We start from the raw sequence: 24,534 nt of genomic DNA, 5'->3' as shown, positions 1-24,534 counted from the left end.
CTCCTACCTCTACCTGCTGGTCCAAAGTGCTGCACTTATTCTATGAGTCCAAGGTCTAGGTAAAGATCTGGCAGCAGGGGTTTGTCGCCAGCCTTGTACCGGTAGCCTTCGAAGTCAGTTACGCCGTCTTGGCGAAGTACGTCTTCGTCGATTAAGTTCTGGCCGGTCATCTCGTCTACGGATCGATTCAGGATGCTTACAGCGGCATTTGCCATAATTTCTGGCGTCCGACCCTGGGCCATCAGTTGCTCCCCACCGGCTTCATGCTGGATAGCAGCGGTGGCGATCACGGTTTTTGGCCATAGAGTGTTCACGGCGATACCGTAACGCTTGAATTCTTGCGCCATGCCAATGCTGATCATGGTCATGGCGTATTTTGTGGACGTGTAGGGCCCGAAATGTGCGAACCACTTTGGATCAAGGTTCAGTGGCGGCGACATGCTCAAGATGTGGCCACGGCCAGATTTTTTAAGCCAAGGCAGGGCAGCTTGGCTGCAGGCCATCACTGCGCGAGCATTCACTTGGTGCAGCAAGTCGAAGCGGCTGACTTTCAGTTTTTCCACGCCGCTCAGGCGAATTGCACCGGCGTTGTTGATGAGGGCGTCAATGCCGCCAAAATGCTCGGTAGCCTCGTCAATCCGTTGCTTAATCTGATCTTCATCCCGTACATCCAGTACCAGAGCCAGAGCCTGGCCGCCGGCTTCGCGAACTTCCTCGGCTACCGAGTGGATGGTACCTGGGAGCTTCGGATGTGGCGCGTCTGACTTAGCCGCGATGATGACGTTCGCACCCTGGCGGGCGCACGCCAGCGCAATCGCGCGCCCAATGCCGCGGCTGGCGCCGGTAATAAAGACTGTTTTTTGATCCAAAGTGTTCATGTTTGTTGTCCTATTCGGATGTTCAGTCGGTGGTGATTTCTACGAGCAACTGCTTACGTTTTACCTGATCGCCTTTTTGGGTCAGGATTTCGCTAACAACACCGTCGCAATCGGCCTTAACTGGGTGTTCCATTTTCATGGCTTCCAGCACGACTAACGTATCGCCTTGGCGAACGGTTTGGCCTGCTTCGGCCAATACGTCGATAATGGCACCGTCCATTGAAGCTTGGATACGCCCGCTGCCAGCACCATTGCCGCCTGAAGCAGGTTGGTGGGTAAGGTCAGTAACGCTCCAGGATTCACCGAATGCCTGCAAATATAGAGAATCCCCGTCCCGGTGGTATTGGCAACGCTGACGAATTCCATTGTCGATAATGCACAAAGCACTTTCTTCGATGCTTGCGATCACTATTTCGTGCTGTTGGTCGCCCAGTCTGCAGAACAGCACGTTGTCTTTGTTGTGCACCAGTAGTTCAACCGTTGATTCACCAGTGTTGAGTTTCATTGGTGTTATGGTTGCTGGCGCGTTGCTCCATGCTTGCTGATTCGCTGTGCCATGGGCTAACACACAGGCGGCGAGCGCGAGTTGGCGAATATCCAATTGAGCGGGTTGCAGCGAGGGGTCTTCACTAAATTCTTGCTGCAGGAATGCGGTGGTCGCTTCGCCTGCACCAAATTTGCTGTCGGCAATAATTCGGCTGAGGAAGTACCGGTTGGTGGTTACACCAAACACGGTGGTGTCTTCCAAGGCGCGGATCAGGCGACGGCGTGCTTCATCGCGGTTTTCTCCCCAGACGATAACCTTCGCAAGCATAGGGTCATAATGCGGCGTAACTTCATCCCCAGAGCGCACGCCGGTATCAAAGCGCAGGCCTTCGCCTTCGGCAGGCTTAAAGATGTGCAGCGGGCCGGTTTGCGGCGTGAAGCCATTGGAGGGATCTTCTGCGTAGAGTCGTACTTCGATGGCGTGGCCGTTCAGTTCAATATCATCCTGCGCCAAGGGTAGCGGCAAGCCTTCCGCAACGGTCATCTGCCAGGACACAAGATCTTGGCCGGTGATGAGTTCGGTAACCGGGTGCTCTACCTGCAGGCGGGTGTTCATCTCCAGGAAGTAGAAGTTTCGGTCGTTGTCGACGAGGAATTCGACGGTACCTGCGCCTTCGTAGTTGCAGGCAAGTGCCGCTTTAACGGCAGCTTCGCCCATTGACGCCCGGAGTTCGGGAGTTACGAAGGGAGAGGGTGCTTCTTCCACCACTTTTTGGTGGCGACGCTGTATGGAGCAGTCTCGCTCGCCAAGGTAAACGGCGTTGCCGTGTTGGTCTGCGAAGACTTGGATTTCCACATGGCGTGGCTCGATAACGGCTTTTTCGAGAATCAGCTCGTCGTCGCCGAAGGCTTGCTTGGATTCGGATCTGGCGCGCTTGATGTTGTCGGCCAACTGGGATTCATCTTCTACCAGGCGCATGCCCCGGCCACCGCCACCGGCGGAGGCTTTGATCATCAGCGGGTAGCCGATATCGGTTGCGGCTGCGATGAGTTCGTCGTCACTGGCGTTGTCGCCTTCGTAACCGGGAACCACGGGCACGCCGGCCTTTTGCATGGCAATTTTGGAGCGACGCTTGCTACCCATCAGCTCGATGGCGCCCGCTGGCGGACCTACGAATACGATGCCGGCTTCTTTGCAGGCATTGGAAAAGTCGGCGTTCTCGGACAGGAAGCCGTATCCGGGGTGAATGCAATCGGCGCCGGTTTTGCGGGCAGCATCGAGTATGGCGCTGGCGTTCAAATAGGAGGCGGCAACTTGCGCCGGGCCTATGCAAACGGCTTCATCGGCGATCTCTGTGTGCATGGCGTTGGCGTCTGCCTCGGAATATACGGCAACGGTGCGGTATCCTAGGGCTTGGGCGGTGCGAATAACGCGGACTGCGATTTCGCCCCGGTTTGCTATGAGTAGTTTTTTTAGCATTTTGCTGATCCCGTAAATTTGTGCAGTCCGCAGTTGGGCGCGGAATCTTGTAACTTTGTGCCAGTCCGCGATTTGGCAGGGAGCGCTTCCAGAAAACCGCTACAAGCACATCCATGTGCGCTTGTTTCGGGCCGTCCTTGGCCCTCTACATTTTCTGGAAGCGCTCCCTGCCCAATCGCTCCTCGTTATTCCTTCGTGCCTGCCCAAGCAGCTGGGCGCTTTTGCATGAATGCCATGGTGCCTTCGGCGCCTTCGTTGCCTCGGACAGCTTTTGCGAACATGTCTGCGGCACTGTCCAGCAATCCACTCATGGATTCGTGACCAACCCGGTGAAGCAGGGCTTTGGTTTGGGCAGTGGCGTTGGGGGCGCAGTGGCGAATGCGATCCAGTGCTTGAGCCAACATCTCTTCCACTTCTTCATCTGATTCTGCAGTTTGGTGAACAATACCCAGTGCGCAGGCCTCGGCGGCTCCGATTCGCAAACCAAGCAGCGCAAGCCGGCGAGCCTGGGTCAGGCCGATGCGTTCGACTACAAACGGCGCGATCTGGGCCGGGATGATACCGAGGGAGGTTTCAGGCATGCCGAACTTGGCGGTGGGCCCTGCAATGGCAACGTCTGATATACAGGCCAGGCCAAAACCGCCGCCCATGACGGCGCCTTCAGTTACGGCAACGACCACTTTCGACGATTCATTCACCTGCTGGAGCATCTGCCCAAAGGCTCGGTTTAAGCGGTAGAACGGGTCGGCTTCGCCTTCGCCGGCTTCCTGATTGCGGGCGCCAGCCATGTCTTTGATGTCGCCACCGGCGCAGAAGTGACCACCACAACCACGGATAACCACGGCACGTATGCTGGCGTCAGATTCTATTTCGGTAAATATGGCAGACAACTCGGCGACCATTTGCAGGCTCATGGCGTTCCGGGAGTCCGGCCGGTTGATAGTGACGTGCAGGGTTGGGCCTTGTTTTTCCAGAAGCAGTGTTTCGCAGTGAGGCAAGGTTTCCATAAAACGACTCCAAGAATAATGTCTGGGACCGGTGGGCCGATACCCCGTTTCAGGACCGTTGAGGGCCAGGGATGGCCCGAGCCGAGCCCTACAGGGACGTACTCGTGGGCGTGTCCTGAAACGGGGTATCGGTCTGCCGGGCCTTCGCCAAAGTTAAAGCTGTTTCGTTATGATTTTTTGCCGGGAAGCGTGCCCATGAACTTACAGATAATGCCCAGCATGATTTCATCAGCACCACCGCCGATAGAACCCAACCGAACGTCACGGTATGCGCGTGATACGGGGTTGTCCCACATGTAGCCGTTGCCGCCCCAGTACTGCAAGCAGCTGTCGGTCACCTCACGGCCCAAACGGCCAGCTTTCAGCTTGGCCATGGAGGCAAGTTTGGTCACGTCTTTGCCTTCAATGTGTAGTTCACACGCTTGGTAGGTGATCGCGCGCAGGGCCTCTACTTCTGATTGCAGCTCAGCCATACGGAAGTGAATAACCTGGTTGTTGATCAGTGGCTGACCAAAGGTTTTGCGCTCGCGAGTGTATTCGATGGTCTGGTTGATGCAGTTTTCCAACCCTTTGATTGAGTTGGCTGCGGCCCACATGCGCTCTTCCTGGAACTGAAGCATCTGCATCATAAAGCCAGTACCTTCGGCGCCCACGCGGTTACGCTGGGGTACGCGTACGTCGTCAAAGAAAACCTGAGCGGTTTCGGAAGAGCGCATGCCCAATTTGTTCAGGTGCGGGCTCATGGTAATCCCAGGAGAATTCATGGGTACCACAATCATTGATTTGTTCTTATGCGGCTTGTCGTCGCTGGTGTTAGCCAGCAAGCAAATGAAGTCAGCACTTGGGCTGTTGGTGATCCACATTTTGGAGCCGTTGATGACGTAGTCGTCGCCGTCTTTTTTAGCGGTGGTTTTCAAACCTGCTACGTCGGAACCCGCGCCTACTTCACTCACGCCAATAGAACCAACCATGTCACCCGCAATAGCCGGTGCCAGGAAGGTGCGCTTCAGTTCGTCGGAACCAAAGCGCGCAATGGCCGGGGTACACATGTCGGTTTGCACGCCAATTGCCAGAGGCACGCCGCCACAGCCGGCTAGGCCAAGCTCTTCTGCAGCTACAAGGTTGTAGCTGTAATCCAGACCCATGCCGCCGTATTCTTCTGGCTTTTGAATGCCCAGCAGGCCGAGGTCACCCATTTTTTTGAAAAGTTCGTGAATTGGGAATTTGCCGGCTTCTTCCCACTCGTCGCAATGGGGGTTGATTTCCTTCTGTACGAAATCGCGGACTGTTTTTCTCAGGGCTTCGTGCTCAGGGGTAAATTTCATGCTGTGTTCTCCTGGTGTTTTGTTCTGGCCTGCACGTTCATTGCTACGAGCAGGCCATTTTTAAGTTCAATAGTTTGGGCGCCTTAGAGGCGGGCCACGCCAAATGTATTCGGCCGTAACTGACGGATCTCGGCTTCGCGGCATACGTCTAGTACAAGGGCCACTACTCGCCGGGTATCCCGTGGATCAATCAGGCCGTCGTCCCAGAGTCGAGCTGTACCGAACAGCGCGGTGGAGCCGTCTTCCAGTTTTTTGGCTGTGGCTTGCTCGAGGAAATCCAGCGTCTTTGGGTCTGGCTCAATACCGCTGCGGCGTTGCTTGTCCTCCGCCACGATGCGCATCACCTTGCCAGCTTGAGCTGGGCCCATAACGGCGGTACGGCTGTTTGGCCACGCGAAGATGAATCTTGGGTCCAGGCCTCGGCCACACATGGCGTAGTTGCCCGCGCCATAGGAGCCTCCAATCACCACAGCAATCTTTGGTACCCGGCAGTTGGCAACGGCTTGCAGCATTTTAGAGCCGTGCTTGATGATGCCGTTCTGCTCTGAGTGGGTGCCCACCATAAAGCCAGTGGTGTTGTGCAGGAACAAAAGCGGTGTGCCGGCTTGGTCGCACAGTTGGATAAACTGAGCTGCCTTGGCACTGCCAGCCGGGGTGATTGGGCCGTTGTTGCCGATGATGCCAACCGAGTGACCTTCAATGCGGATGGTGCCACACACGGTTTGATTGTCGAACTCGTCTTTGAAGTCCATGAACTTAGAGCCATCAGCAATGCGCACCAGAATTTCACGCACGTCGTAAGGCTTTTTGGAGTCTGAGGGGATAACCCCCAACAGCTCTTCTGGAGAATGAACCGGCTCGTCCCATTTTAGTTCGCGCTGAACTGGCAATTGCTCATTCCAGGGTAGGGCTTCCATGATGTTTCTGGCCTGGCGAATGCCGTCGGCATCGTCTTCGGCCAGGTATTCGGTGGTGCCGGCAACTTGCGCGTGCATTTCTGCGCCACCGAGCTCTTCGTCATCGGCTATTTCGCCGGTTGCGGCTTTTAGCAGTGGCGGGCCGGCCAGGAACATTTTGGTTTTGCCACGAATGGCGACCACGTAGTCAGACAACCCCGGTTGGTAGGCACCACCGGCGGTGGCGTTACCGTGAACAACCGTAACCTGGGGAATGCCCGCTGCAGACATTCTTGCCTGATTGGCAAAGCCACGCGCACCCTGCACAAAAATATCCGTGGCGTAGTTCAGGTTGGCTCCGCCGCTTTCGGAAAGTGACACAACCGGTAGTTTGTTCTCTTTGGCAATCTGCTGAAGACGCAGAGTTTTATCCAAGCCGGCAGGTGTGATGGTGCCGCCCTTGATGGCGCTGTTGCTGGCAAAGATCAGGCAGCGAATACCGCTGACGGTGCCTATGCCAGCGATGATGTTGCCACCCGCCATGCTGCCGTCTTTGTCGTCGTGCATTTTGTAGCCAGCCAGAGAACACAGCTCCAGGAAGGGCGTGCCACGATCCAGCAACCGGTTAATGCGATCTCTAGGCAGGAGTTTGCCCCGCTTGGTGAACTTTTCCCGTGCCGCTTCCGCCAGATCAAGAACCTTCTGCTCCACATCTCGGAAGGTCTGAACGTGCTCGCTCATCGCATCGGTATTGCCTTGGAACTCGTCGGATTGTGGATTAACGCTGCTTTCCAGTGGTTGCATAAGAGTTGCCTCAATCCTCGCTGAGTACTTTAGGCGCGATTGCCCGATGGAAGCCGTTGAACGGCTCGTTGTTCTTCGCTTTGGGCAGTGGCCACATGCGGGTGCCCTGGGAGGCTGCACCGTCGATGCGCAGGCAGTCACCGCTAACAAAGGCAGCGCCCGGGCTCAGCAGGAAGCAGATAGCTGCGCTGATTTCGGATTCCGTGCCCAAGCGCTTGATGGGCACATTGTCGGCAAGGCCGCGAATCCACTCCTTCATATGCGTGGGGTAATTATCCATACCGCTAGATGCAATCCAGCCAGGTGCAACCGCGTTTACGCGAACACCGGAGGTGCCCCATTCCACAGCGGCGGTTTGGGTGAAGTTCACCATGCCGGCTCTTGCTGCGCCTGAGTGGCCCATGCCAGGCATGCCGCCCCACATATCCGCCACGATGTTCACGATAGCGCCGCCGGTTTTTGCCAGGGCCTGGGTATAGGCTTCTCTGGCAATCAGAAAACCGCCAGTAAGGTTGGTGCGAACCACGGTTTCCCAGCCTTTCTGGTTGATGCCTGCCAGTGGGGAAGGGAACTGGCCACCGGCATTGTTCACCACGCCGTTCAGGCCACCGTGTTCTGCAATGATCGCCTTAACAGTTGCTTTTACAGACTCTTCCTCACGGATATCGCAAGAATGGGCCGAGGCAATGCCGCCGTCTTCAGTGATTTCTGCTTTTACAGCTTCCACTTTCTCGATCTTACGACCAACCAGCGCAACCCGGGCACCAAGGGCTGCGAGTTCGTGGGCGGTGCAGCGGCCGATACCTGAACCGCCGCCGGTTACGATGATTGTCTGACCTTTGAATAGCTCAGGGTGAAAAATTGATTGATAGCTCATATTTATAAGACCTTATTCAACGTTCAGGCGCGAACCAGCCCGGTAGGTACCGGCACCGGAAACTCGAGCAATTGTTGGGCGAATGCTTTGCCTTGGGGATCAATGCGCAGGCTGGCTATGCCACCGCCACCCAGGCTGTGTTCCAGAAGAAAGTTGAATGCGTGGAACCCGGGCAGCGCCCAGCGAGTCACCCTGCCGGTTGTGGGGGCCAGGGTGTGGGCCATCCATTGTGCTACGGCTTCTTCTGTTAGCGCAGCTTCGATAAACGGAACAAATTCCGGATCACGGGCAATAACACCAATGTTGCTGTGGTCACCTTTGTCACCGCTACGGGCCCAGGCCAAGTCGACCAGACGAACTGTAGTGTCGGTTGCAGTAGCAGGTTTGCCTGGAGACTGTTCGGCAATTTGGCCGGGCTGAAACCCACCCGCAGATTCTATTTCAACCGAGGCCGCCTGACCGTTAAGGTCAACCGATACAACGACTTCGTTCTTTGGAACCAAGCAGGAATACAAGCGGATTTTGGGCATAACGCTTGGGCGACCACCCACAATACCGGTCAGGCCTGGTGCCATGCCTGTAGCGGCTTGGGCGATTTCCCGAGAGAAAAGCACCAGTGCGCCCTTCTTCGCATGGGCTGCACTGATTTTCACGATCACTTCCCGGCTGTCCTGGCCACGGCCTTGCTTGCCATAGGTGGTTTCGGTACCCAGCAATTCGATGCTGGTTTCCGTGTAATCGGCCAGACCGCGCTCTTGGAAGAGGCGGGATGTTTTTGTGAGGATCGCTTCGGCAACTGCTTGTGCTTTTTTGGGCGCATCTATGCCAGCGAGCAGGAAGGTGGCCGTGCACTTGAAGCCATCAGGCCAGGTGCCGGAAACCTTGTAGCTGTCTGTAGGGGCTAAGCCACGGGAGCCGCGAACGGTTACGCGGTCTTTCCCGCTTTCTTCCAACTCTACGTCGGTAAAGTCGCAAACAACGTCTGGCAGCAAGTAAGCGCGGGGGTCGCCGATTTCATAAACCAGTTGCTCAGCCACGGTGCCACGGCTTACCTGGCCACCGGTGTCTTCCGGCTTGGTCATCACAAATTCACCATTTGCACTGACTTCGGCAACGGGGAAGCCCATATCGGCAAAACCGTCGGCAATATCTTCCCAATCGGTAAAGTTGCCGCCCGTTGATTGTGCGCCACATTCCAGCAAGTGACCGGCAAGGCTGCCTTGGGCCAGTTTGTCGTAATCTTTCCAATCCCAGCCAAACTCGTGAACCAGAGGCGCGAGTATCAAAGCGCTGTCTACCACACGGCCGGTCAGAACAATGTCAGCGCCCTGATCCAGAGCTTCTACCAAGCCAGGCGCGCCAAGGTAGGCGTTCAGGCTCACCATCATTGGCGGCATGGGTGCGCCGGTGGCCATTTCGGTTATGCCGGCTTCGCTTAGCGCTTGTTTTTTCGGCAGTAGGTCGTCACCCAGCACCAGGGCGATTTTCATTTCTACGCCAGCCTTTTCGCACAGCGCTTGCAGAGCGTCACGGCAAGCCACCGGGTTTACACCGCCGGCGTTGGCCAGCACCCGAATACCTTTCTCTTTAATGTCGCCAAGCAACGGGCCCATAACAGTTTCAACAAAATCCCGGGCGTAGCCTTGGCTGGGGTCTTTCATCTTCTGGCCCGCCATGATCGACATGGTGACTTCGGCCAAGTAGTCGGCAACCAGATAGTCAATATCGCCCTTATGGACGAGTTGTGCTGCAGCGGTCTCGGTGTCGCCCCAGAATGCGGAGGAACAACCGATACGAACAGTTTTTGGTGAGTCAGCCATGTAAATGCATCCTGTTTCTGTGTTTGCCCCGACTTAGTGCTGATGGTGAGGCTAACGAGTGATCCATTAATCGAACCATACCAAGCAAGCGCTTGGTATGTAAACAGGTAAATTTCAGGTAGAATGCACATTCTGTTAAGGCCACTGGATACGCCCGTGAATCAAGAAAAAATACTTCAGTCACTTATTGCCGATAATCTGGTTTCAGATCCTGACAGCGCTCGCGGTCGCCTGCTGCGCGAAGCTGCAGGGTTGTTTCGCGACAAGGGCTATGAGCGAACCACGGTTAGGGATCTGGCTGCGGCGGTGGGTATTCAATCCGGAAGTTTGTTTCACCACTTTCGCACCAAAGAAGAAATTCTGAAGGCGGTCATGGTTGAAGCCATCCGGTTGAATACGGCTGTTATGCGGGCGGCTATGAACGCAGCTGGCTCTGGCCGTGAAAAGTTAAAGGCATTGGTTCGCGCAGAATTGGAATCGATTAATGGCCAAACCGGTGAAGCCATGGCGGTTCTGGTTTTTGAGTGGCGCAGTTTATCTGAAGCTTCTCAAACAGATGTGCTGATCCTTCGCGATATATATGAGGCCTTATGGCTGGAAGTGTTGAACGCATTAAAAGAAGAGGGTGCCTTGATCGCCGATCCTTTTGTCGTACGGCGCATGCTTGCGGGTGCACTGAGTTGGACGGTGACCTGGTATCGGCCGGAACGGGGTGGCTTGACCCTGGAAGGGCTAACCGATCAGGTGATTGCGATGCTGGGGCTAACACAGCCATGAGCAGCTATTCGGCAGATTTTAAAAGGCCGGTTGCCTATCCGTAACGAACACAATAAATGAGTGCCAGTTTGCCGGTTTCCGTAAAGCTATTGTTTTAAATCAAGATATTCCCACAAAATCTCGTTCGTACTGGGCCATTGGCCTAATCGGCATGACCGAATCGGCAAACCAGCCATTTTTGTAGCACCGCTTTCAACGCACTCTTGCCCTCCGGAATCACAGAACTCGTTGTGATTCACGCTGATAAAAACAAAGCAGAGCAGGGTGATTTATGATGTCCGTACTGGCAATTCATGCACGCCGTCTGGTAGCGGTACGCAGTAATCTGGTTTTACTGGCAACGGCAGTTTTGTTTGCTGGCTGTTCCGCAAACCCCATTTATAAAACCACCGGCGCTGTGCTTGCGGGTTACTCCGAAGGCGAAGCCACACCTTATGTTATGCAGATGTCCGACCCAGAGATGGCATGTGCTCTTGGGGAGGGGATTGATCCTTTACTGTATTCCTTTTCCCGGATTAACGACGCGCCGGATACAACCGGGTCGTTGCTGATGCTGCTGGCTGGCAATTGTATTGAATATCAGGCATGGGAGGCCGAATTGGCCTATTTGCGTGGGGATTATGAAGGTAACGTACCGGCCGCCAAGGATGCCCGGGAACAGTCTAAGCGCCTATACGCCCTTACCGCCGAGCGTCGCCTGGTGGCATTCCGTCGAGCTATGGCGGCCTATGATTTCGACCCCTCCAAAGAGCCGTTAAAGTGTCCTTTTTTGCTCGACGAACAAGATGAAATGACGTTTCTACTTGGCTTGCTGACCGGTATGCAAGCGGTGGTGAACGATGCCAACTCCGGTGCCCGAGCGGGTATGCCCCGAAACATTGCGCCTCAGGCAGAGCGTGCAGCAACCTGTGTTGATAACGAAAAGCTGGGCGGCTTGCCTAATGCCATCCGGGCACTGGTTTGGCTGCTGTTGCCAGATACCCAGCCAGAACTGGCACCAGACCCATGGATGGTGTTGAAGAACAGTTCTGCCGTTGGTGTAAGGGCCGGCATTCGTGCCTCTATGGCCGTTGAGGCTGTTGCTGCCGAAACCTTCGGTCGTCCAGACGTACTGGCCGATGTTGTCCGCCGTTTTGCAGAGGCTGAAAACACGATCGAGGTTTGGGATGAATATCGTCTGGTGGACAGCATAGCCGGACGGGTCATTCGTTTTACCTCAGACAAACATTGGACTGCTCAGTATGGCTACCGCACGCCGCAGACGTACTTCGGCAAAATGAGCCCGGAGCGCGATACCGAAAACGTTGAAACCATGAGCCTGGACGATTTGCTCTGAATCAGCGGCTCCGGCGCCCGTATTCGGCCGCTTGATGTATACACAACAAACACAAAATGACCCGGAGGTCGTTATGATCCGCAAATCTCTCGTTGCCCTGACTCTTGCAGCCGTGGCACCTATAGCGTCGGCTCAGACTGTAAAAATGTGCGTGTTCGACGTGATTGGTGCAAACGGTGACATCTACAACATGGTCAAGGACTATGCGCTGGAGATGAAATCCCACGGCGTCGACTTCGAACTTAAGCCCTACACCGATGAAGGCGTGGCCGTAGGTGATTTTAACGCCGGCCAGTGTGATGCCGTGGCGGCAACGGATCTGCGTACCCGTCCTTTTAACCGCTTTACAGGCACTGTAAGTGCCGTTGGTGCACTTCCTACCTATGACGACCTGAAGACACTTCTGGCGACACTGGCCCAGCCTAAAGCAGCCTCGCTCATGAAACGGGACGGTTATGAGGTTTTAGGCATTGTGCCTGCAGGTGCCGGTTACCTGTTTGTGAACGATCGAAGTATGGATACAGCGGGCGATTTGGCCGGCAAGCGGATGGCCACCCTGGATTACCAGAAAGACGCCATTCATATGGTGAACTTTGTGAAGGCAACGGTAGTGCCTTCGGATATCACTAACTTTGCGGGCAAGTTTAACAACGGCTCTGTTGATACCGCCTATGCACCGGCCTTCGCGTATGAAGCGCTTGAGCTCTACAAAGGACTGGGCGATAAAGGCGGTATAGTGGATTACCCTTTGGCGCAACTGACTATTCAGATTATCTCTCGCGACGACGTATTGGACGATGAAACCGCCCAGGCGGCCCGGCAGGTTGCCTGGGATATGTATCCTCAGGCTATGAACCTGATCAACAAGCAAGAAGAGGCTATTCCAGAAGATAAATGGATTCGCATTCCGGAGAAGGATATACAGGGGTATCAGGAGATGTTCCGTCAGAACCGCATCGAAATGCGTGACGGTCTTAATGGTGCACCGGATGTGTATCACCCAAAGATGCTGGGTTTGCTGAGCAAGATTCGCTGCTCGAGCAACCCCTCTGCTTCAGAGTGCACCTCGGATAACCGGGAATAAAAGGGCAGATCACGCATGAACTGGCGAGCATTGTCTGCCCCGTCCGCAAGAACGCTTTATCCCGTGCATAAAATGCACGGGGCCATTTTGTTGTTGCTGCTGTTCTTTACTCTGATTCTGGGGATGGGTAACTCACTCCATTCGCGCCTGCTTTGGGTAGGCGAGCAAGTGTGGCCGAACTACTATCTGCTGAACCCGGATGCCACGGAGCCGTCCTGTCGCCTGAAAATGAACGTAGACGCCGAAGTACGCAAACGGGTGAATGCCTACAAGCCAGACCCGGACGATTTGTTTGATTCTCCACCCAACCCTGAAGCCATTCGAACCTCACTGGAGCGGAATTTTGCATTATGCGAAGAGAAATATGCGGCGTATCAAAAAAACGTTGAGCAGGCTACGCCCGCGTTAGGGGTATTCAAAACCGTTGAGCAGGGGTTGGCGAGCTTTCTGCTGGACAACATCGAGCTTACCAAATACCTGTTTATCGCCCTCTTTGCGATGGCGGCTGCAGTGGCTGCCATGGATGCCGATCACATAGCACTGAGGTTGCCCAGGAACCGTTCAGAGTGGCGCCTGAGCCAGGCTGTACAGTTCATGGTTAATGGCACCATGGTGTTCTCAATGCATGCCTACTTGGGCCGATTGGCCAGCTCGCCGGGGGCTGAGTCTACAGCCATGCTCCAATATGCGTGGACAGGCGTATTTGGGCTGTTCATGGTCATTAATGCCATGCGCTTTTTGTATGTTCCAAAGCACATAAGGCCCGGGGCGCTGGCGCTGTCTTCAGGCTTGGTGGTGCCGCTTTATTGCGTTATGGGTTTGATTGCCATGAGTTATTTCTTCTTTGCAGATGGCTACGCTTCAGGGCTAGCCATCTACTTTGGCATGATGTCTAACCTGTCTTCGATGTTCATCAATATCGGCCTCTATGTGTTGGTGGGTATGATACTGAAGCAGACCCGCTTACCAGAGTTGTTGTTGAACGTAATCAAGCCCTACAACTTGCCTGCGCCTATGCTGGCGTCGGTCATTATATTTGCGACGGCATTCCCCACGGCATTCACCGGTGCCTCTGGTATTTTCATCCTTGCGGTTGGTGGCGTCGTTTATGATGAGCTGCGCCGAGCGGGTGCCGGGCGGCAGCTTGCACTTGCAACAACGGCTATGTCTGGAAGCCTCGGCGTGGTGCTGAACCCCTGCTTGCTGATTGTGGTGGTTGCGGCCCTGAATAAAGAAGTGACCACTACTGAAATGTATGATTGGGGCTTATGGGTATTTCTGTTTTCGGCCACGCTGTTCTCTCTGATTGTATGTAAAACAGAAGGCAATTGGCGGCCACGCCCAGCATTGGGCGCTTTTAAGGCGTCACTGGAACAGCTCAAGCCATTGCTACCTTATGTGGCCCTGGCTGTCGCGGTGATATTCGGCATATATGTGGTGCTTGGCCTGTCCTTCAATGAGTACAGCGCGCCGTTGATTCTGCCGCTCGTAATGCTTGCACTGGTGTTTCTTGATGCTGACAGCAACAGCCGTGAAGACAGTGACACCCGTTTTAAGGCCTTCTGGGAGCGCAGTTGCGCTGCAGCCAGTGATTCTGCCGTGCATATTGGAGCATTACTGGCACTGATCGGCTTCTCCATTTGTCTGGGAGGCATTCTTGAGCGCTCTGATATAGTTCAGGTTCTGTTTCCTGAGCACTTGGCCAGCCCCTGGATTGCAATGTTGGTGATCGTAGTGATGCTGACGGTGATCGGCATGGTTATGGATCCCTTTGGTGCGGTTATTCTGGTGTCGGCAACCATCGCGCAGCCAGTGATTCAGCTGGGTATTGATCCGTTGCATTTCTGGATTGTGTGCCTGGTGGCCTTTGAGTTGGGTTATCTCAGCCCGCCCGTAGCGCTGAATCATTTACTTACCCGCCAGGTTGTAGGCGAGAGCGAGGTGCTTGCAGCCGAACGCATGGGGTCATTTTGGCACCGCTACGAGCGGCTGTTGTTACCGGTTGCTGTCATGGGGCCAACGCTTCTGCTGGTAGCCTTTGTACCCATGATTTTCTACGCGATTTGAGGTTTATCTTCTACAGTTAAAGCCGTCTCAGATATTTTTTGAGGTGGCTTTTTTGTGTCTGCGTATTCAGGCCTGCGTGTTCCTTAACATCTGGCTGAGCATGCGTAGCGTATACTGATAACTTGTCTAAAAAACAGGGGCTGTTGTGGATGCCGGTTAACATACAGGCAGCGCTTTACAGGTTTGCCGTGCTGGCGGGGCTTATCACGGCACTGTGGGGTTGCGGCAACTCTAACGGCAATGAGCCTGAACCAGCATTTGTCGATATTGCGCTCTCGGGCGCCATCGACATTGAAACCGGTACTCGGGTGGATGCAGACAATGCGGCCAGTTTGGCGCTTAATCCGCGCCCATCTCCGGGGCCCCAGCTATTACCTCAGGAATTCATTTTGGCGGGCTATGTAAGTGCGAACAGCGGCACTTACTCTGGCTTGAGCGATTTGGACTATTCAACCGACTCTGTTGATGCCTTCTCCATCACTATACGCCAGGGTCAGAGCGTCTATTTGCAGCCATTCTCAACAAGCGAGGGGCCATCTCCGCTCACCTTGTCGTTAATAAACAAGAGTGGCGTTGTAGAAACGGTTTCCACACACAACCAGCCGGATCAGGTTCGGGTTTCGCTACCGAGCACCGAGCCAACCGGCACATATACTTTGCAGGTTGAAGCAGCGGGCTCTGACCCCATGCTTTATATCCTTTCCACATCTGTTACTGGCAGTGCCCGGGCAACCGCGTTTGAGTGGCCGGATCATGACTTTGTGGATTCCCAGGCCATTGTTGTGCTCAAATCCGGTGCCAACCAAGCGCCTATGCGTTCAGCAAGGTCGCAAGCGGCTATGGGGCCACAAAAGGAACTGGCTCCTGGTGTCTGGCTGATGAAAGCACCGCTTCAGGCGGCGCGAAGCCGACAAACACAATCAAAAGAATCGACCTTGCAGTGGATCCGAACCTTGGAAAAGCGTCCCGACGTTGCCTCTGTTACTCCTAATTACACAATGCGGGCCATGCAAACACCTCTGAATGAGCCTCTCTACAACAGCCCCTCCGTTGGCCAGCAATGGCATTATGAGCTGCTGAATGCCCCGATTGCATGGCAAATAGCCCCGGATGGTGGAAGTGGCGTTACCCTTGCGGTGATGGATACAGGTCTGTTCGGGGCGCCTGGGAACTGGCACAGTGATTTGAATGCAAATATCATTGAGGGTTGGGATTTCGTGTCAGAAGAATTTGACAATGATGGCATGCCAGGCCCTGATAGCAACCCGTCGGATCCAGGGAATGCCGTGGGCAGTAGTGTTTATCATGGCACTCATGTAGCGGGAACCATCGCAGCAGCGGTGAATGGGGCGGGTGGGGCAGGTATTGCCTACAAATCTTCGCTGCTCCCCGTTCGGGTTCTGGGAGAGGGCGGCACAGGCTCATCCGCCGATCTGCTGGCGGCCCTCCGCTGGGTGGCCGGGCCGTCAGGTGGAGAGCCTCTGGCCGAAATCGTCAATCTGAGTCTCGGCGGGCTTCCCTTTTTGCAGTCATTGCAGGATGCCATCACCTATGGAGCGGACCGGGGTATTGTCTTCGTTGCTGCAGCGGGTAATTCCGCTTCTGCTGTCGCTTCTTACCCGGCAGCCTTCGATAAAGTTTTTGCTGTAAGCGCGGTGGATGGTGCGGGTGTTCTGGCATCCTATTCAAATTATGGGAGCTGGATAGACGTTGCTGCACCTGGCGGTGATGCCAGCCGTGATGGTAACGCCGACGGCCGCAGTGATCTGGTTAGCAGCTCCAGTGCAGCGCTGGTAAATGGCACGGTTCAGGAAACCTATATCGGCTTACAGGGAACGTCGATGGCCGCGCCTCATGTCTCGGCGGTGTTTGCGCTGATGAAGAATCTCAATTCGGCACTCGGTTATGAACAACTGAATGACATGCTGATGACAGGGAAGTTGACCTGTGGCAGCGAGATTTGCCTGAAGTCGACCGAGTTGGGTTGGGGACTTCTGGATGCGGGTAAGTCGGCTTTGGCTGCGGCCGCAGGCACGGTATCGGATTTTTTAACGGCGTCGCCCTCCATTGTGAGCCTTTCAACGGAAGGGGAACTGTCTGCGGGCGTGAGCCTGAATGTATATGGCAGCGCTCCCAGTGACATTATCATTGGATCCGTATCCGTTGTGGCCCCATGGCTAAGACTGGATTCAGCGCCAGTCAGTGGGGACTCTGGAACTGATTTCGCCATCAGCGTCACTCTGCTGCCGGAAGCCCTGGAGGCTGGTATATCCGAGCGGACAACCATAGTTATCGAATACAGAAGTGACGAATTGCGCCGGCTCGAAATCCCGGTTATCGGACAGCGGGTGACAGACCAGCAGGCCCGTGATGCAGGCAGGCATTTTGTGCTCTTGGTCGATCCAGAGCCCGTTGGCGATCGGTACACAACCGTTGCTCAGACCATTGCGGTGGCAGAAAACGGACAGTATCAGTTTTCATTTTTGCCTGATGACGGTGAGGTGCCGAGAATGCTGAACGAGGTGCCTCCTGGCGACTACATTCTCGTCGCAGGGACAGATCTGGATAATGATGGGCTGATTTGTCATGCTGGTGAAGCCTGTGCGGAGTATCCGGTAGCTGGGCTCCGGGAGGAAATCACGATCAGGCAGGGAGATCCTGTCACGGGTGTCCGGATGACAACCAGTTATTCCCGCCCCTCAATATCTGCCGCTACACCTGGCGTATTGCCTCGCCCTGCTTTTATAGGCTACAGGCTGATTCAGCAACTGCCAGACACTGGCGGCACAGCACCCAAAACAATCGGAGCAGAGCGTTGATTGCAGCATACAGGAAGGTATTGGCGGGCTTACCTTTGGTTTTTTTGTTGGTCGGGTGTGTTTGGCTGGTTGGCTGTGCATCTTCAGAGCCAGTAGAAAGTGAGTCCAGTGCACCCCTAGTACGCCAGGTTACCCAGTCTGCACACTGCGGGCTGACGGGACCCGGATTGGCTTATGTTCAAACCAGTGAGCGACTGCAGCAACTGTTGGAATTACCTACCCAGAATATGGCCGTTCAGCAACTGCGGCAGGTGGATCTGCAACAGGAGCATCTGCTGTTCGTAACCCTGGGAGAGAAGCCTACAGGCGGTTACAACGTCAGTCTGGCGTCGGCAGAGCGCGCCGGTAAGATTTTGCGTCTTTCCATGGCGATACGCGCGCCGGCCCCCGGAACCATGGTTACTCAGGCGATTACTTCTCCCTGTGCGGTGGTCGCCGTGCCGGCCAATGAATGGTCGGAAATCCGGGTATCCGGTGTTCGTGACAAGGATCTTGTTTTAAAACTCTGAACCGCAATGCGATGCGGAATCTGCCAGAAATGTGCAATAACTTGCCAGTTTCATCCAATACCCAATCACTCTTACCCCCTCAGTATTGAGCTTGCCAGCACTTTTTACCCGTGCTGGCGACCAACAAACAAATACAAGAAAGTTTCCTGATAGAGGAAACGAGGGGTATGAGATGAATGTTGAAGCTAATGCTAGTTCCTACGATGCAATAGTGATTGGTGCGGGTGTGGCTGGTTTGTATCAGTTGCACAAGCTACGGTCCCTCGGAATGAGTGTTCGGGTTATTGAATCTGCCTCCGGAGTAGGCGGTACCTGGTACTGGAACCGGTACCCGGGTGCCCGTTTCGACTCCCAGGCAGAGATTTACCAGTACTGGTTCTCGAAAGAGCTTTACGAGAGCTGGCAACCATCAGAGCGTTTCCCTGCGCAACCTGAAAGCGAGCGGTGGCTGAATCATGTTGCTGACAAACTCGATCTCAATCAGGACATTGAGTTTAATACCCGGGTGGATTCCGCACATTGGCAAGAGGCAGACGGTAGCTGGGCCATCAGAACAGACAAGGGTGACCGGTTGGAAGCCAGGTACCTGATTGCCTGTACTGGCATGCTTTCCGCCCCACTTGAGGATGTCTTCCCTGGACAATCCACGTTTCAGGGCCAGATTTGCCACACTTCCCGCTGGCCCAAAGAGGGTGTAGATCTCAAAGGCAAACGTGTTGCCGTGATCGGCACTGGTGCTACCGGCATTCAGGCCACCCAGAGCATTGCGCCCGAGGTAGAGAGCCTCACGGTGTTTGTGCGCACACCTCAGTACACCATTCCGATGAGAAACCCGAAATATACGGAAGAGGATTGGAAGCACTGGTCGAAGAATTTCACGTATCTCAAAGATAAAGTTCTGAATACTTTTGCAGGATTTGACTACGACTTCGATGGGCGGTCCTGGCATACGGACACTCCGGAACAACGCGAACAGACCCTGGAAAAACTTTACAACGACGGCTCGCTTGCGCTTTGGCTGTCCTCCTATCCTGAGATGTTCACTGAAGCGGAGGTGAGTGAAGAAATCTCCCGATTTGTTCGTGCAAAAATGCGGGCACGACTGAACAACGATGCCGATCTTTGTAAACTTCTTATTCCCACCAGCTACGGTTTCGGTACCCGGCGTGTTCCGCTGGATACCGGTTATCTGGAAACCTTCCTGCGACCTAATGTAAAAGCTGTGAACTGCCGCGAGACACCGATCGAAGGCATTGTCCCCGAGGGTGTTCTGATGCAGGACGGTAGCGTTCATGAAGTTGATATTATTGTGCTGGCGACAGGTTTTGACGCCGGCTCCGGTGCGCTGACGCGAATTGACATACGCGGCAAGGAAGATTGCAGCCTGAAGGAAGAGTGGAGCAATGAAATCCGTACGGCAATGGGGCTTCAGGTACACGGTTACCCCAATCTATTTACAACTGGCGCGCCGCTCGCACCGTCCGCTGCACTGTGCAACATGACAACCTGTCTGCAGCAGCAGGTAGGGTGGATCACCGATATCATTCAGTATGCGAAAGCAGAAGATAAAACGGTGATAGAGCCTACCAAAGAGTGCCAGGACGAGTGGGTGCGGCACCACGACGAGGTGACAAACCAGACACTTCTACCCCTGGTGGATAGCTGGTATATGGGAACCAATGTACCGGGCAAGCCCCGGAGGCTGCTGTCGTATTGCGGCGGGGTGAACAACTACAACCAGCATTGTGTCGAGCTGGCCAGGAACAACTACCCGGGATTTGTCTTCGCGTAAAGCAGGCAGAAAGATCTATTCCGACAACAACAAGAGGTAGTGTCAAATGAGCGATCCAAAGATGAAAGCTGCGTTGGACAGTGTGCTCCGGCAGACCACGGGGCGCCACGGGGGTGCCCCCGGTGTGGTAGCTATGGTTACCGATCAGGAGCGCAACATTTATGAAGGTGCGGCGGGAGTCAGAGAGCAGGGTAAGCAAACCCCGATGGATCTGGATACGGTGTTTGCGATCTTCTCCACCACCAAAGCGATTACCAGTGTCTGTGCACTTCAACTGCTTGAGGAAGGGCTTCTTCGGCTTGATGACCCAGTGGGCAAGTATCTCCCGGAGATTGACAAGCTGCATGTGCTTGAAGGGTTTGGTGCGGACGGGCAGGCCCGGCTGAGGCCACCCAAACGCAGGATTACCGTCAGTGATCTACTCTTGCAAACCTCAGGGCTGTGCTACGATTTTTTCAGCGCTGAGGACAAGAAATACCGGGAGCTGAAAGATATTCCATCGATTATCACCTGCACCAGGGAATCGATTCAGACAGTACTTCAGCACGATCCCGGTGAGGCCTGGACCTATGGAGTCAATACCGACTGGCTGGGGCTGGTGGTAGAGAAACTGCGAGGGCAACGTCTGGGTGAGGTGATGCACGAACGTGTGTTTCAGCCCCTTGGCATGGTGGATACGGCCTTTTCGGTCAGCGATGACATGGTGGCGCGCCGTGCCACCATACATTCGCGAGCCGCGGACGGGCAGTTGGTACCCGTTCCTGAGTTGGCCCTGCCTGCAAAACCTGTCATGGACATGGGCGGGCATGGCCTCTATGGAACGGTCAGGGACTACATGAAGTTCATACGTATGGTCCTGAACGACGGTGCCGGTGAATATGGCAGGGTACTGAAACCCGAAACGGCACATCTGCTAGCCAAAGATGGTTACGCTGACACCAGCATTCCCATAGGCCTCTGGGAAACGTCTGATCCGAGCCTGGCCAATAGTGGTGAGTTTATGCCCGGGGTGGATAAGGGGTGGTCCCATGCTTTTATGATTAATCGTGAACAGGCACCTACCGGGCGCTCCCCCGGATCCATGGCCTGGACAGGCCTTGCCAATAGCTATCTGTGGATTGATAAGGCCAGGGGAGTGGGTGGATACTGGGCTACCCAGATACTGCCTTATTATGACTGTGCCTCTTATCCCGGATTCTATGAGTTCGAGGCGACAACTTATAACAACCTGAATTGATAGGTTGGTGACTGGAGCGGTGGCGCGAGTGCTACCGCTCTCGTTGATTTGCAGTGATTGCAGTAAGTTGGCGCGTAAGGAAAGGCGCGGATTAATGGCTTCGGGATTGCCTGATCTGTCCGGGTGTCAGGTTCAGCTTGCGTCGGAATGCTCGCGTCATATGAGCCTGGTCCGAGAAGCCGCACTCGGTTGCGATGGCTTTGATAGGGCGCGAACTCTTTGCCAACATCAGTTTTGCCTGCTCGACACGTGTGTCCAGAAGGTGTGCGCAAGGCGTTACTCCGTAGCTTGCCTTGAATCGCCGGCAGAAAGTCCAGACGCCCAGACCAGTGACTGCAGACAACTGCTCTATGCTGATCTGATGCTGTAGATTGCTATAGATGAACTCGGTCAGCGCTGAGCGCTGGCGCTTTGAAAGGCCAGACTGGCTGTGATCTTCCCTGAACTTTACATCCGCATAATTTCGCAATAGGTGAACGCTGAGCTGCAGGCCCAGTGCCTCGGCATAAGTTGGCCCACCGATCGCAGAATTCCGCGTTTCTCCCAGGATGGCGTCAGAGATCGAAGTAACGGTAGGGTCTTCCGCATTAAGAACATCGTGCAGGCTGACTTCTGATATCGGGCGCCCCAAAACATCCTGTGCAACTCGTGACATCAGGTTTTCGGAAAGGTAAACGTGGGACACGTCGATCTGTTGCGTCCAATGCCAGTGTGATGGTCGAGCCCGGCTCAACAGGGAAATGTGACCAGGCACGCAGGTCGTCCGTGTCCAGCGGCTGTCAATCCGCCGGTCCATGGGCGTCTGCCCCTCGAAATACCGGACGATCATGTAGTGGTTCATCGGCGGAATCGGGACATCCAGGCCTGCATAGCGATAAGAGCGCTGCCCGACATCCAGCCATCCGAGGTTATCACTGGCGGTCAGAACCTCTCCCGGCACCCAAACAGGCAACTCTTCGGATTCAATGAGGCTCGCCATCGTTGTCTTGCCCTCCGACATCCAGTCGATCAGACTGATTTTCTCACTCCCCTGGCCCGTTTAACCTTTAACTACCGGAACGGGCATCTGGTGGCTTCACTGATAGCCAGACTTCAACGGCATGGGCGGCTTCAGTATGTATGTGAGGGAGTGGGTCATGGAAATATTGTTATTATCTGATTGAGGCACCTGTTGGCGTGCCTTTATGCTTCATCTTTTAGAACTAGCCTTACCGGGAAAAGGTGTCAAGCCTGCGTTGAGCAAATCCTCCTAAAGGATGTGGTGGCCTGGAACCTCCGTATGAAATACTTACGACAAAGGTACTATGATGGTCGTGTTGGCGGTCTTAGAGGCCGACTAGCCCGGTGCGCCTTACGGGTTGCATAAATCAGCCGTTGATCTTTGGCGGCGAATCCCTAAGCTATGTTAACGAATTTTTCTTCCTGCGGAGTCACTTCCAGTTTATGAGCGAGCAACAATACAACGCCGATGCCATTGAAGTACTGAGCGGCCTGGACCCGGTGCGTAAGCGCCCGGGAATGTACACCGACACCAGTCGTCCGAACCACCTGGCCCAGGAAGTGATCGATAACAGTGTGGATGAAGCCCTCGCCGGACACGCCCGCCGTATTGACGTGGTGCTTTACGCCGATGGTTCGCTGAGTGTTGAAGACGATGGCCGCGGTATGCCAGTCGATCTCCATAAAGAGGAAGGGCTGCCTGGCGTCGAATTGATCCTGACCCGACTCCACGCCGGCGGTAAGTTTTCGCAGGGTAACTACAACTTCTCCGGTGGCCTGCACGGCGTTGGCGTTTCCGTCGTGAACGCACTTTCCACGCTGCTTGAAGTAACGATAAAGCGCAACGGTGAACTCCATCGCATGACATTTGCGAATGGAGACAAGGCTTCTGAGTTGGAGGTTATCGATACGGTTGGTAAGCGCAACACCGGTACCCGAATCAAGTTCACGCCGGATGCAAAATACTTCGATAGCCCTAATTTTTCTGTCAGTCGCTTGCGTCATAACCTCCGCGCAAAGGCAGTGCTTTGCCCGGGTTTGACGGTAACTTTTGTGCAGGAAAAAACCGGTGAAAAAGATGAGTGGTTCTATGAGGAAGGCCTTCGGGATTATCTGCGCTCTGCGCTGACAGACCTGGAAGTTGTGCCACTGGAACCGTTTACCGGCAGCTTTTCGGGTAATCAGGAAGCGGTTGACTGGGCAATCCAGTGGCTCCCGGAAGGCGGTGAGGCGCTCATGGAAAGCTACGTGAACCTGATTCCCACCGTTCAGGGAGGCACCCACGTAAACGGTTTGCGGACGGGGCTTCTGGAAGCCATGCGTGAGTTCTGTGAGTTCCGTAATCTTCTGCCACGGGGCGTAAAGCTTTCTCCGGATGATATTTGGGAAAAAGTTTCCTATGTGCTTTCGTTCAAGATGCAGGAGCCTCAGTTCTCCGGCCAGACGAAAGAACGCTTATCCTCGCGGGAGGCAGCAGGATTTATTTCCGGTGTGGTCAAGGATGCCTTCAGTTTGTGGCTGAACCAGCACACTGGCGTGGCCGAAGCGTTGGCAGAACTGTTCATCAGTAATGCCCAGCGTAGGCTTAAAGCCAGCAAAAAGGTGGCACGCAAAAGGGTGACATCCGGTCCAGCCTTGCCTGGAAAATTGGCAGACTGCTCCGGCGGCGATACCGCCCGCTCTGAGTTGTTTCTGGTGGAAGGGGATTCTGCTGGCGGTTCTGCCAAGCAGGCTCGCGATCGCGAGTTCCAGGCGGTCATGCCGTTGCGCGGAAAAATCCTGAATACCTGGGAGGTCGATTCCAGTGAAATCCTGGCCTCACAGGAGATTCATGACATTGCCGTGGCGATAGGCGTGGACCCCAGTTCGGACAAGCTCGACAGTCTGCGTTACAACAAGGTTTGCATCCTCGCCGACGCCGACTCTGATGGCCTGCACATTGCGACGCTGCTGTGCGCTCTATTCCTTAAGCACTTCCGCCCGGTTGTTGCCGCCGGCCATGTGTTTGTGGCGATGCCACCGCTTTACCGTGTGGATCTGGGCAAAGAAACCTTCTACGCCCTCGACGAGCATGAAAAGCAGGGCATTATTGATCGCCTTGAAGCGGAAAAACGCAGAGGTAAGATTTCGGTCACCCGCTTTAAAGGGTTGGGTGAAATGAACCCGCTTCAGCTCCGTGAGACCACCATGGCCCCGGATACGCGTCGGCTGGTTATGCTGACCATTGAAGATGGAGACGAAACCGACAGCCACATGGATATGCTTCTGGGTAAGAAGCGCGCCTCAGACCGGAGATCTTGGTTGGAAGCTTATGGCAATATGGCGGATGTAGCCGGTTAAC

17 protein-coding genes are annotated in these 24,534 nt (G+C 54.8%); 9 read left to right on the top strand and 8 right to left on the bottom strand.

The genetic code is table 11. The features are described from left to right. Nucleotides 1-35: 35 nt before the first annotated feature. From ACTH3S_RS06405 to ACTH3S_RS06375, 7 genes are all read right to left on the bottom strand, one after another. Nucleotides 36-878: an SDR family oxidoreductase gene (locus ACTH3S_RS06405; RefSeq protein ID WP_441808191.1), complete on the bottom strand. Its 843-nt coding sequence runs from the start codon at nucleotides 876-878 to the stop codon at nucleotides 36-38. Between the two features lie 22 nt (nucleotides 879-900). After that, on the bottom strand, nucleotides 901-2,844 hold the full coding sequence (locus tag ACTH3S_RS06400; protein ID WP_441808190.1) for an acetyl/propionyl/methylcrotonyl-CoA carboxylase subunit alpha: 1,944 nt from the start codon (nucleotides 2,842-2,844) through the stop codon (nucleotides 901-903). A gap of 185 nt (nucleotides 2,845-3,029) precedes the next feature. Beyond that, complete coding sequence (locus ACTH3S_RS06395; RefSeq protein WP_441808189.1) at nucleotides 3,030-3,851, bottom strand: enoyl-CoA hydratase/isomerase family protein; 822 nt, start codon at nucleotides 3,849-3,851, stop codon at nucleotides 3,030-3,032. Nucleotides 3,852-4,018: 167 nt separating this feature from the next. Continuing rightward, complete coding sequence (atuD, locus tag ACTH3S_RS06390; RefSeq protein ID WP_441808188.1) at nucleotides 4,019-5,176, bottom strand: citronellyl-CoA dehydrogenase; 1,158 nt, start codon at nucleotides 5,174-5,176, stop codon at nucleotides 4,019-4,021. Nucleotides 5,177-5,259: 83 nt separating this feature from the next. Continuing rightward, nucleotides 5,260-6,876, bottom strand: a complete 1,617-nt coding sequence (locus tag ACTH3S_RS06385; protein ID WP_441808187.1) for an acyl-CoA carboxylase subunit beta — start codon at nucleotides 6,874-6,876, stop codon at nucleotides 5,260-5,262. A 10-nt stretch (nucleotides 6,877-6,886) separates the two neighbouring features. Continuing rightward, nucleotides 6,887-7,753, bottom strand: a complete 867-nt coding sequence (locus ACTH3S_RS06380) for an SDR family oxidoreductase (protein WP_441808186.1) — start codon at nucleotides 7,751-7,753, stop codon at nucleotides 6,887-6,889. 23 nt (nucleotides 7,754-7,776) lie between these two features. Beyond that, nucleotides 7,777-9,573, bottom strand: coding sequence for an acyclic terpene utilization AtuA family protein (locus ACTH3S_RS06375; RefSeq protein WP_441808185.1), 1,797 nt, complete (start codon nucleotides 9,571-9,573; stop codon nucleotides 7,777-7,779). 156 nt (nucleotides 9,574-9,729) lie between these two features. Here ACTH3S_RS06375 and ACTH3S_RS06370 point away from each other — a divergent pair, with 156 nt between their 5' ends. The 8 genes from ACTH3S_RS06370 to ACTH3S_RS06335 all read left to right on the top strand — a co-directional run bounded on the left by ACTH3S_RS06370 (nucleotide 9,730) and on the right by ACTH3S_RS06335 (nucleotide 21,194). Beyond that, entirely contained in the window at nucleotides 9,730-10,350 is a 621-nt protein-coding gene (locus tag ACTH3S_RS06370) for a TetR/AcrR family transcriptional regulator (protein ID WP_441808184.1), read from the top strand. Between the two features lie 271 nt (nucleotides 10,351-10,621). Then, entirely contained in the window at nucleotides 10,622-11,686 is a 1,065-nt protein-coding gene (locus ACTH3S_RS06365) for a hypothetical protein (RefSeq protein WP_441808183.1), read from the top strand. 73 nt (nucleotides 11,687-11,759) lie between these two features. Further along, entirely contained in the window at nucleotides 11,760-12,770 is a 1,011-nt protein-coding gene (locus ACTH3S_RS06360; RefSeq protein ID WP_441808182.1) for a putative solute-binding protein, read from the top strand. A 15-nt stretch (nucleotides 12,771-12,785) separates the two neighbouring features. Beyond that, nucleotides 12,786-14,837, top strand: a complete 2,052-nt coding sequence (locus tag ACTH3S_RS06355) for a TRAP transporter large permease subunit (protein ID WP_441808181.1) — start codon at nucleotides 12,786-12,788, stop codon at nucleotides 14,835-14,837. 149 nt (nucleotides 14,838-14,986) lie between these two features. After that, complete coding sequence (locus ACTH3S_RS06350; protein WP_441808180.1) at nucleotides 14,987-17,656, top strand: S8 family serine peptidase; 2,670 nt, start codon at nucleotides 14,987-14,989, stop codon at nucleotides 17,654-17,656. Beyond that, entirely contained in the window at nucleotides 17,653-18,165 is a 513-nt protein-coding gene (locus ACTH3S_RS06345; RefSeq protein ID WP_441808179.1) for a protease complex subunit PrcB family protein, read from the top strand. Before ACTH3S_RS06350 ends, ACTH3S_RS06345 begins: the two co-directional genes overlap by 4 nt. Before the next feature lie 172 nt (nucleotides 18,166-18,337). Beyond that, nucleotides 18,338-19,957 (top strand): flavin-containing monooxygenase, encoded by a 1,620-nt coding sequence (locus ACTH3S_RS06340; RefSeq protein WP_441808178.1) that lies wholly within the window; start codon nucleotides 18,338-18,340, stop codon nucleotides 19,955-19,957. 46 nt (nucleotides 19,958-20,003) lie between these two features. After that, nucleotides 20,004-21,194, top strand: coding sequence for a serine hydrolase domain-containing protein (locus tag ACTH3S_RS06335; RefSeq protein ID WP_441808177.1), 1,191 nt, complete (start codon nucleotides 20,004-20,006; stop codon nucleotides 21,192-21,194). A gap of 91 nt (nucleotides 21,195-21,285) precedes the next feature. Here the strand turns inward: ACTH3S_RS06335 and ACTH3S_RS06330 are convergent, their stop codons facing one another. Next, the gene (locus ACTH3S_RS06330) at nucleotides 21,286-22,173 is read right to left on the bottom strand and encodes a helix-turn-helix transcriptional regulator (protein ID WP_303596219.1); all 888 of its coding nucleotides are present in this window, start codon (nucleotides 22,171-22,173) and stop codon (nucleotides 21,286-21,288) included. Between the two features lie 464 nt (nucleotides 22,174-22,637). Here ACTH3S_RS06330 and parE point away from each other — a divergent pair, with 464 nt between their 5' ends. Further along, nucleotides 22,638-24,533, top strand: a complete 1,896-nt coding sequence (gene parE / locus ACTH3S_RS06325; RefSeq protein WP_441808176.1) for a DNA topoisomerase IV subunit B — start codon at nucleotides 22,638-22,640, stop codon at nucleotides 24,531-24,533. Nucleotide 24,534 lies beyond the last annotated feature (1 nt).

The sequence above is a fragment of the Marinobacter sp. genome (assembly GCF_052094685.1).
Taxonomy (GTDB): Bacteria; Pseudomonadota; Gammaproteobacteria; order Pseudomonadales; family Oleiphilaceae; genus Marinobacter.
This window is presented reverse-complemented; position numbering and strand designations above follow the sequence as displayed.

Coding starts and splice junctions, on each gene's coding strand:
- ACTH3S_RS06340 (WP_441808178.1), top strand. CDS start 18,338: ATGAATGTTGAAGCTAATGCTAGTTCCTACGATGCAATAGTGATTGGT.
- ACTH3S_RS06400 (WP_441808190.1), bottom strand. CDS start 2,844: ATGCTAAAAAAACTACTCATAGCAAACCGGGGCGAAATCGCAGTCCGC.
- ACTH3S_RS06335 (WP_441808177.1), top strand. CDS start 20,004: ATGAGCGATCCAAAGATGAAAGCTGCGTTGGACAGTGTGCTCCGGCAG.
- ACTH3S_RS06355 (WP_441808181.1), top strand. CDS start 12,786: ATGAACTGGCGAGCATTGTCTGCCCCGTCCGCAAGAACGCTTTATCCC.
- ACTH3S_RS06350 (WP_441808180.1), top strand. CDS start 14,987: ATGCCGGTTAACATACAGGCAGCGCTTTACAGGTTTGCCGTGCTGGCG.
- ACTH3S_RS06395 (WP_441808189.1), bottom strand. CDS start 3,851: ATGGAAACCTTGCCTCACTGCGAAACACTGCTTCTGGAAAAACAAGGC.
- ACTH3S_RS06365 (WP_441808183.1), top strand. CDS start 10,622: ATGATGTCCGTACTGGCAATTCATGCACGCCGTCTGGTAGCGGTACGC.
- ACTH3S_RS06360 (WP_441808182.1), top strand. CDS start 11,760: ATGATCCGCAAATCTCTCGTTGCCCTGACTCTTGCAGCCGTGGCACCT.
- ACTH3S_RS06375 (WP_441808185.1), bottom strand. CDS start 9,573: ATGGCTGACTCACCAAAAACTGTTCGTATCGGTTGTTCCTCCGCATTC.
- parE (WP_441808176.1), top strand. CDS start 22,638: ATGAGCGAGCAACAATACAACGCCGATGCCATTGAAGTACTGAGCGGC.
- ACTH3S_RS06380 (WP_441808186.1), bottom strand. CDS start 7,753: ATGAGCTATCAATCAATTTTTCACCCTGAGCTATTCAAAGGTCAGACA.
- ACTH3S_RS06385 (WP_441808187.1), bottom strand. CDS start 6,876: ATGCAACCACTGGAAAGCAGCGTTAATCCACAATCCGACGAGTTCCAA.
- atuD (WP_441808188.1), bottom strand. CDS start 5,176: ATGAAATTTACCCCTGAGCACGAAGCCCTGAGAAAAACAGTCCGCGAT.
- ACTH3S_RS06405 (WP_441808191.1), bottom strand. CDS start 878: ATGAACACTTTGGATCAAAAAACAGTCTTTATTACCGGCGCCAGCCGC.
- ACTH3S_RS06330 (WP_303596219.1), bottom strand. CDS start 22,173: ATGGCGAGCCTCATTGAATCCGAAGAGTTGCCTGTTTGGGTGCCGGGA.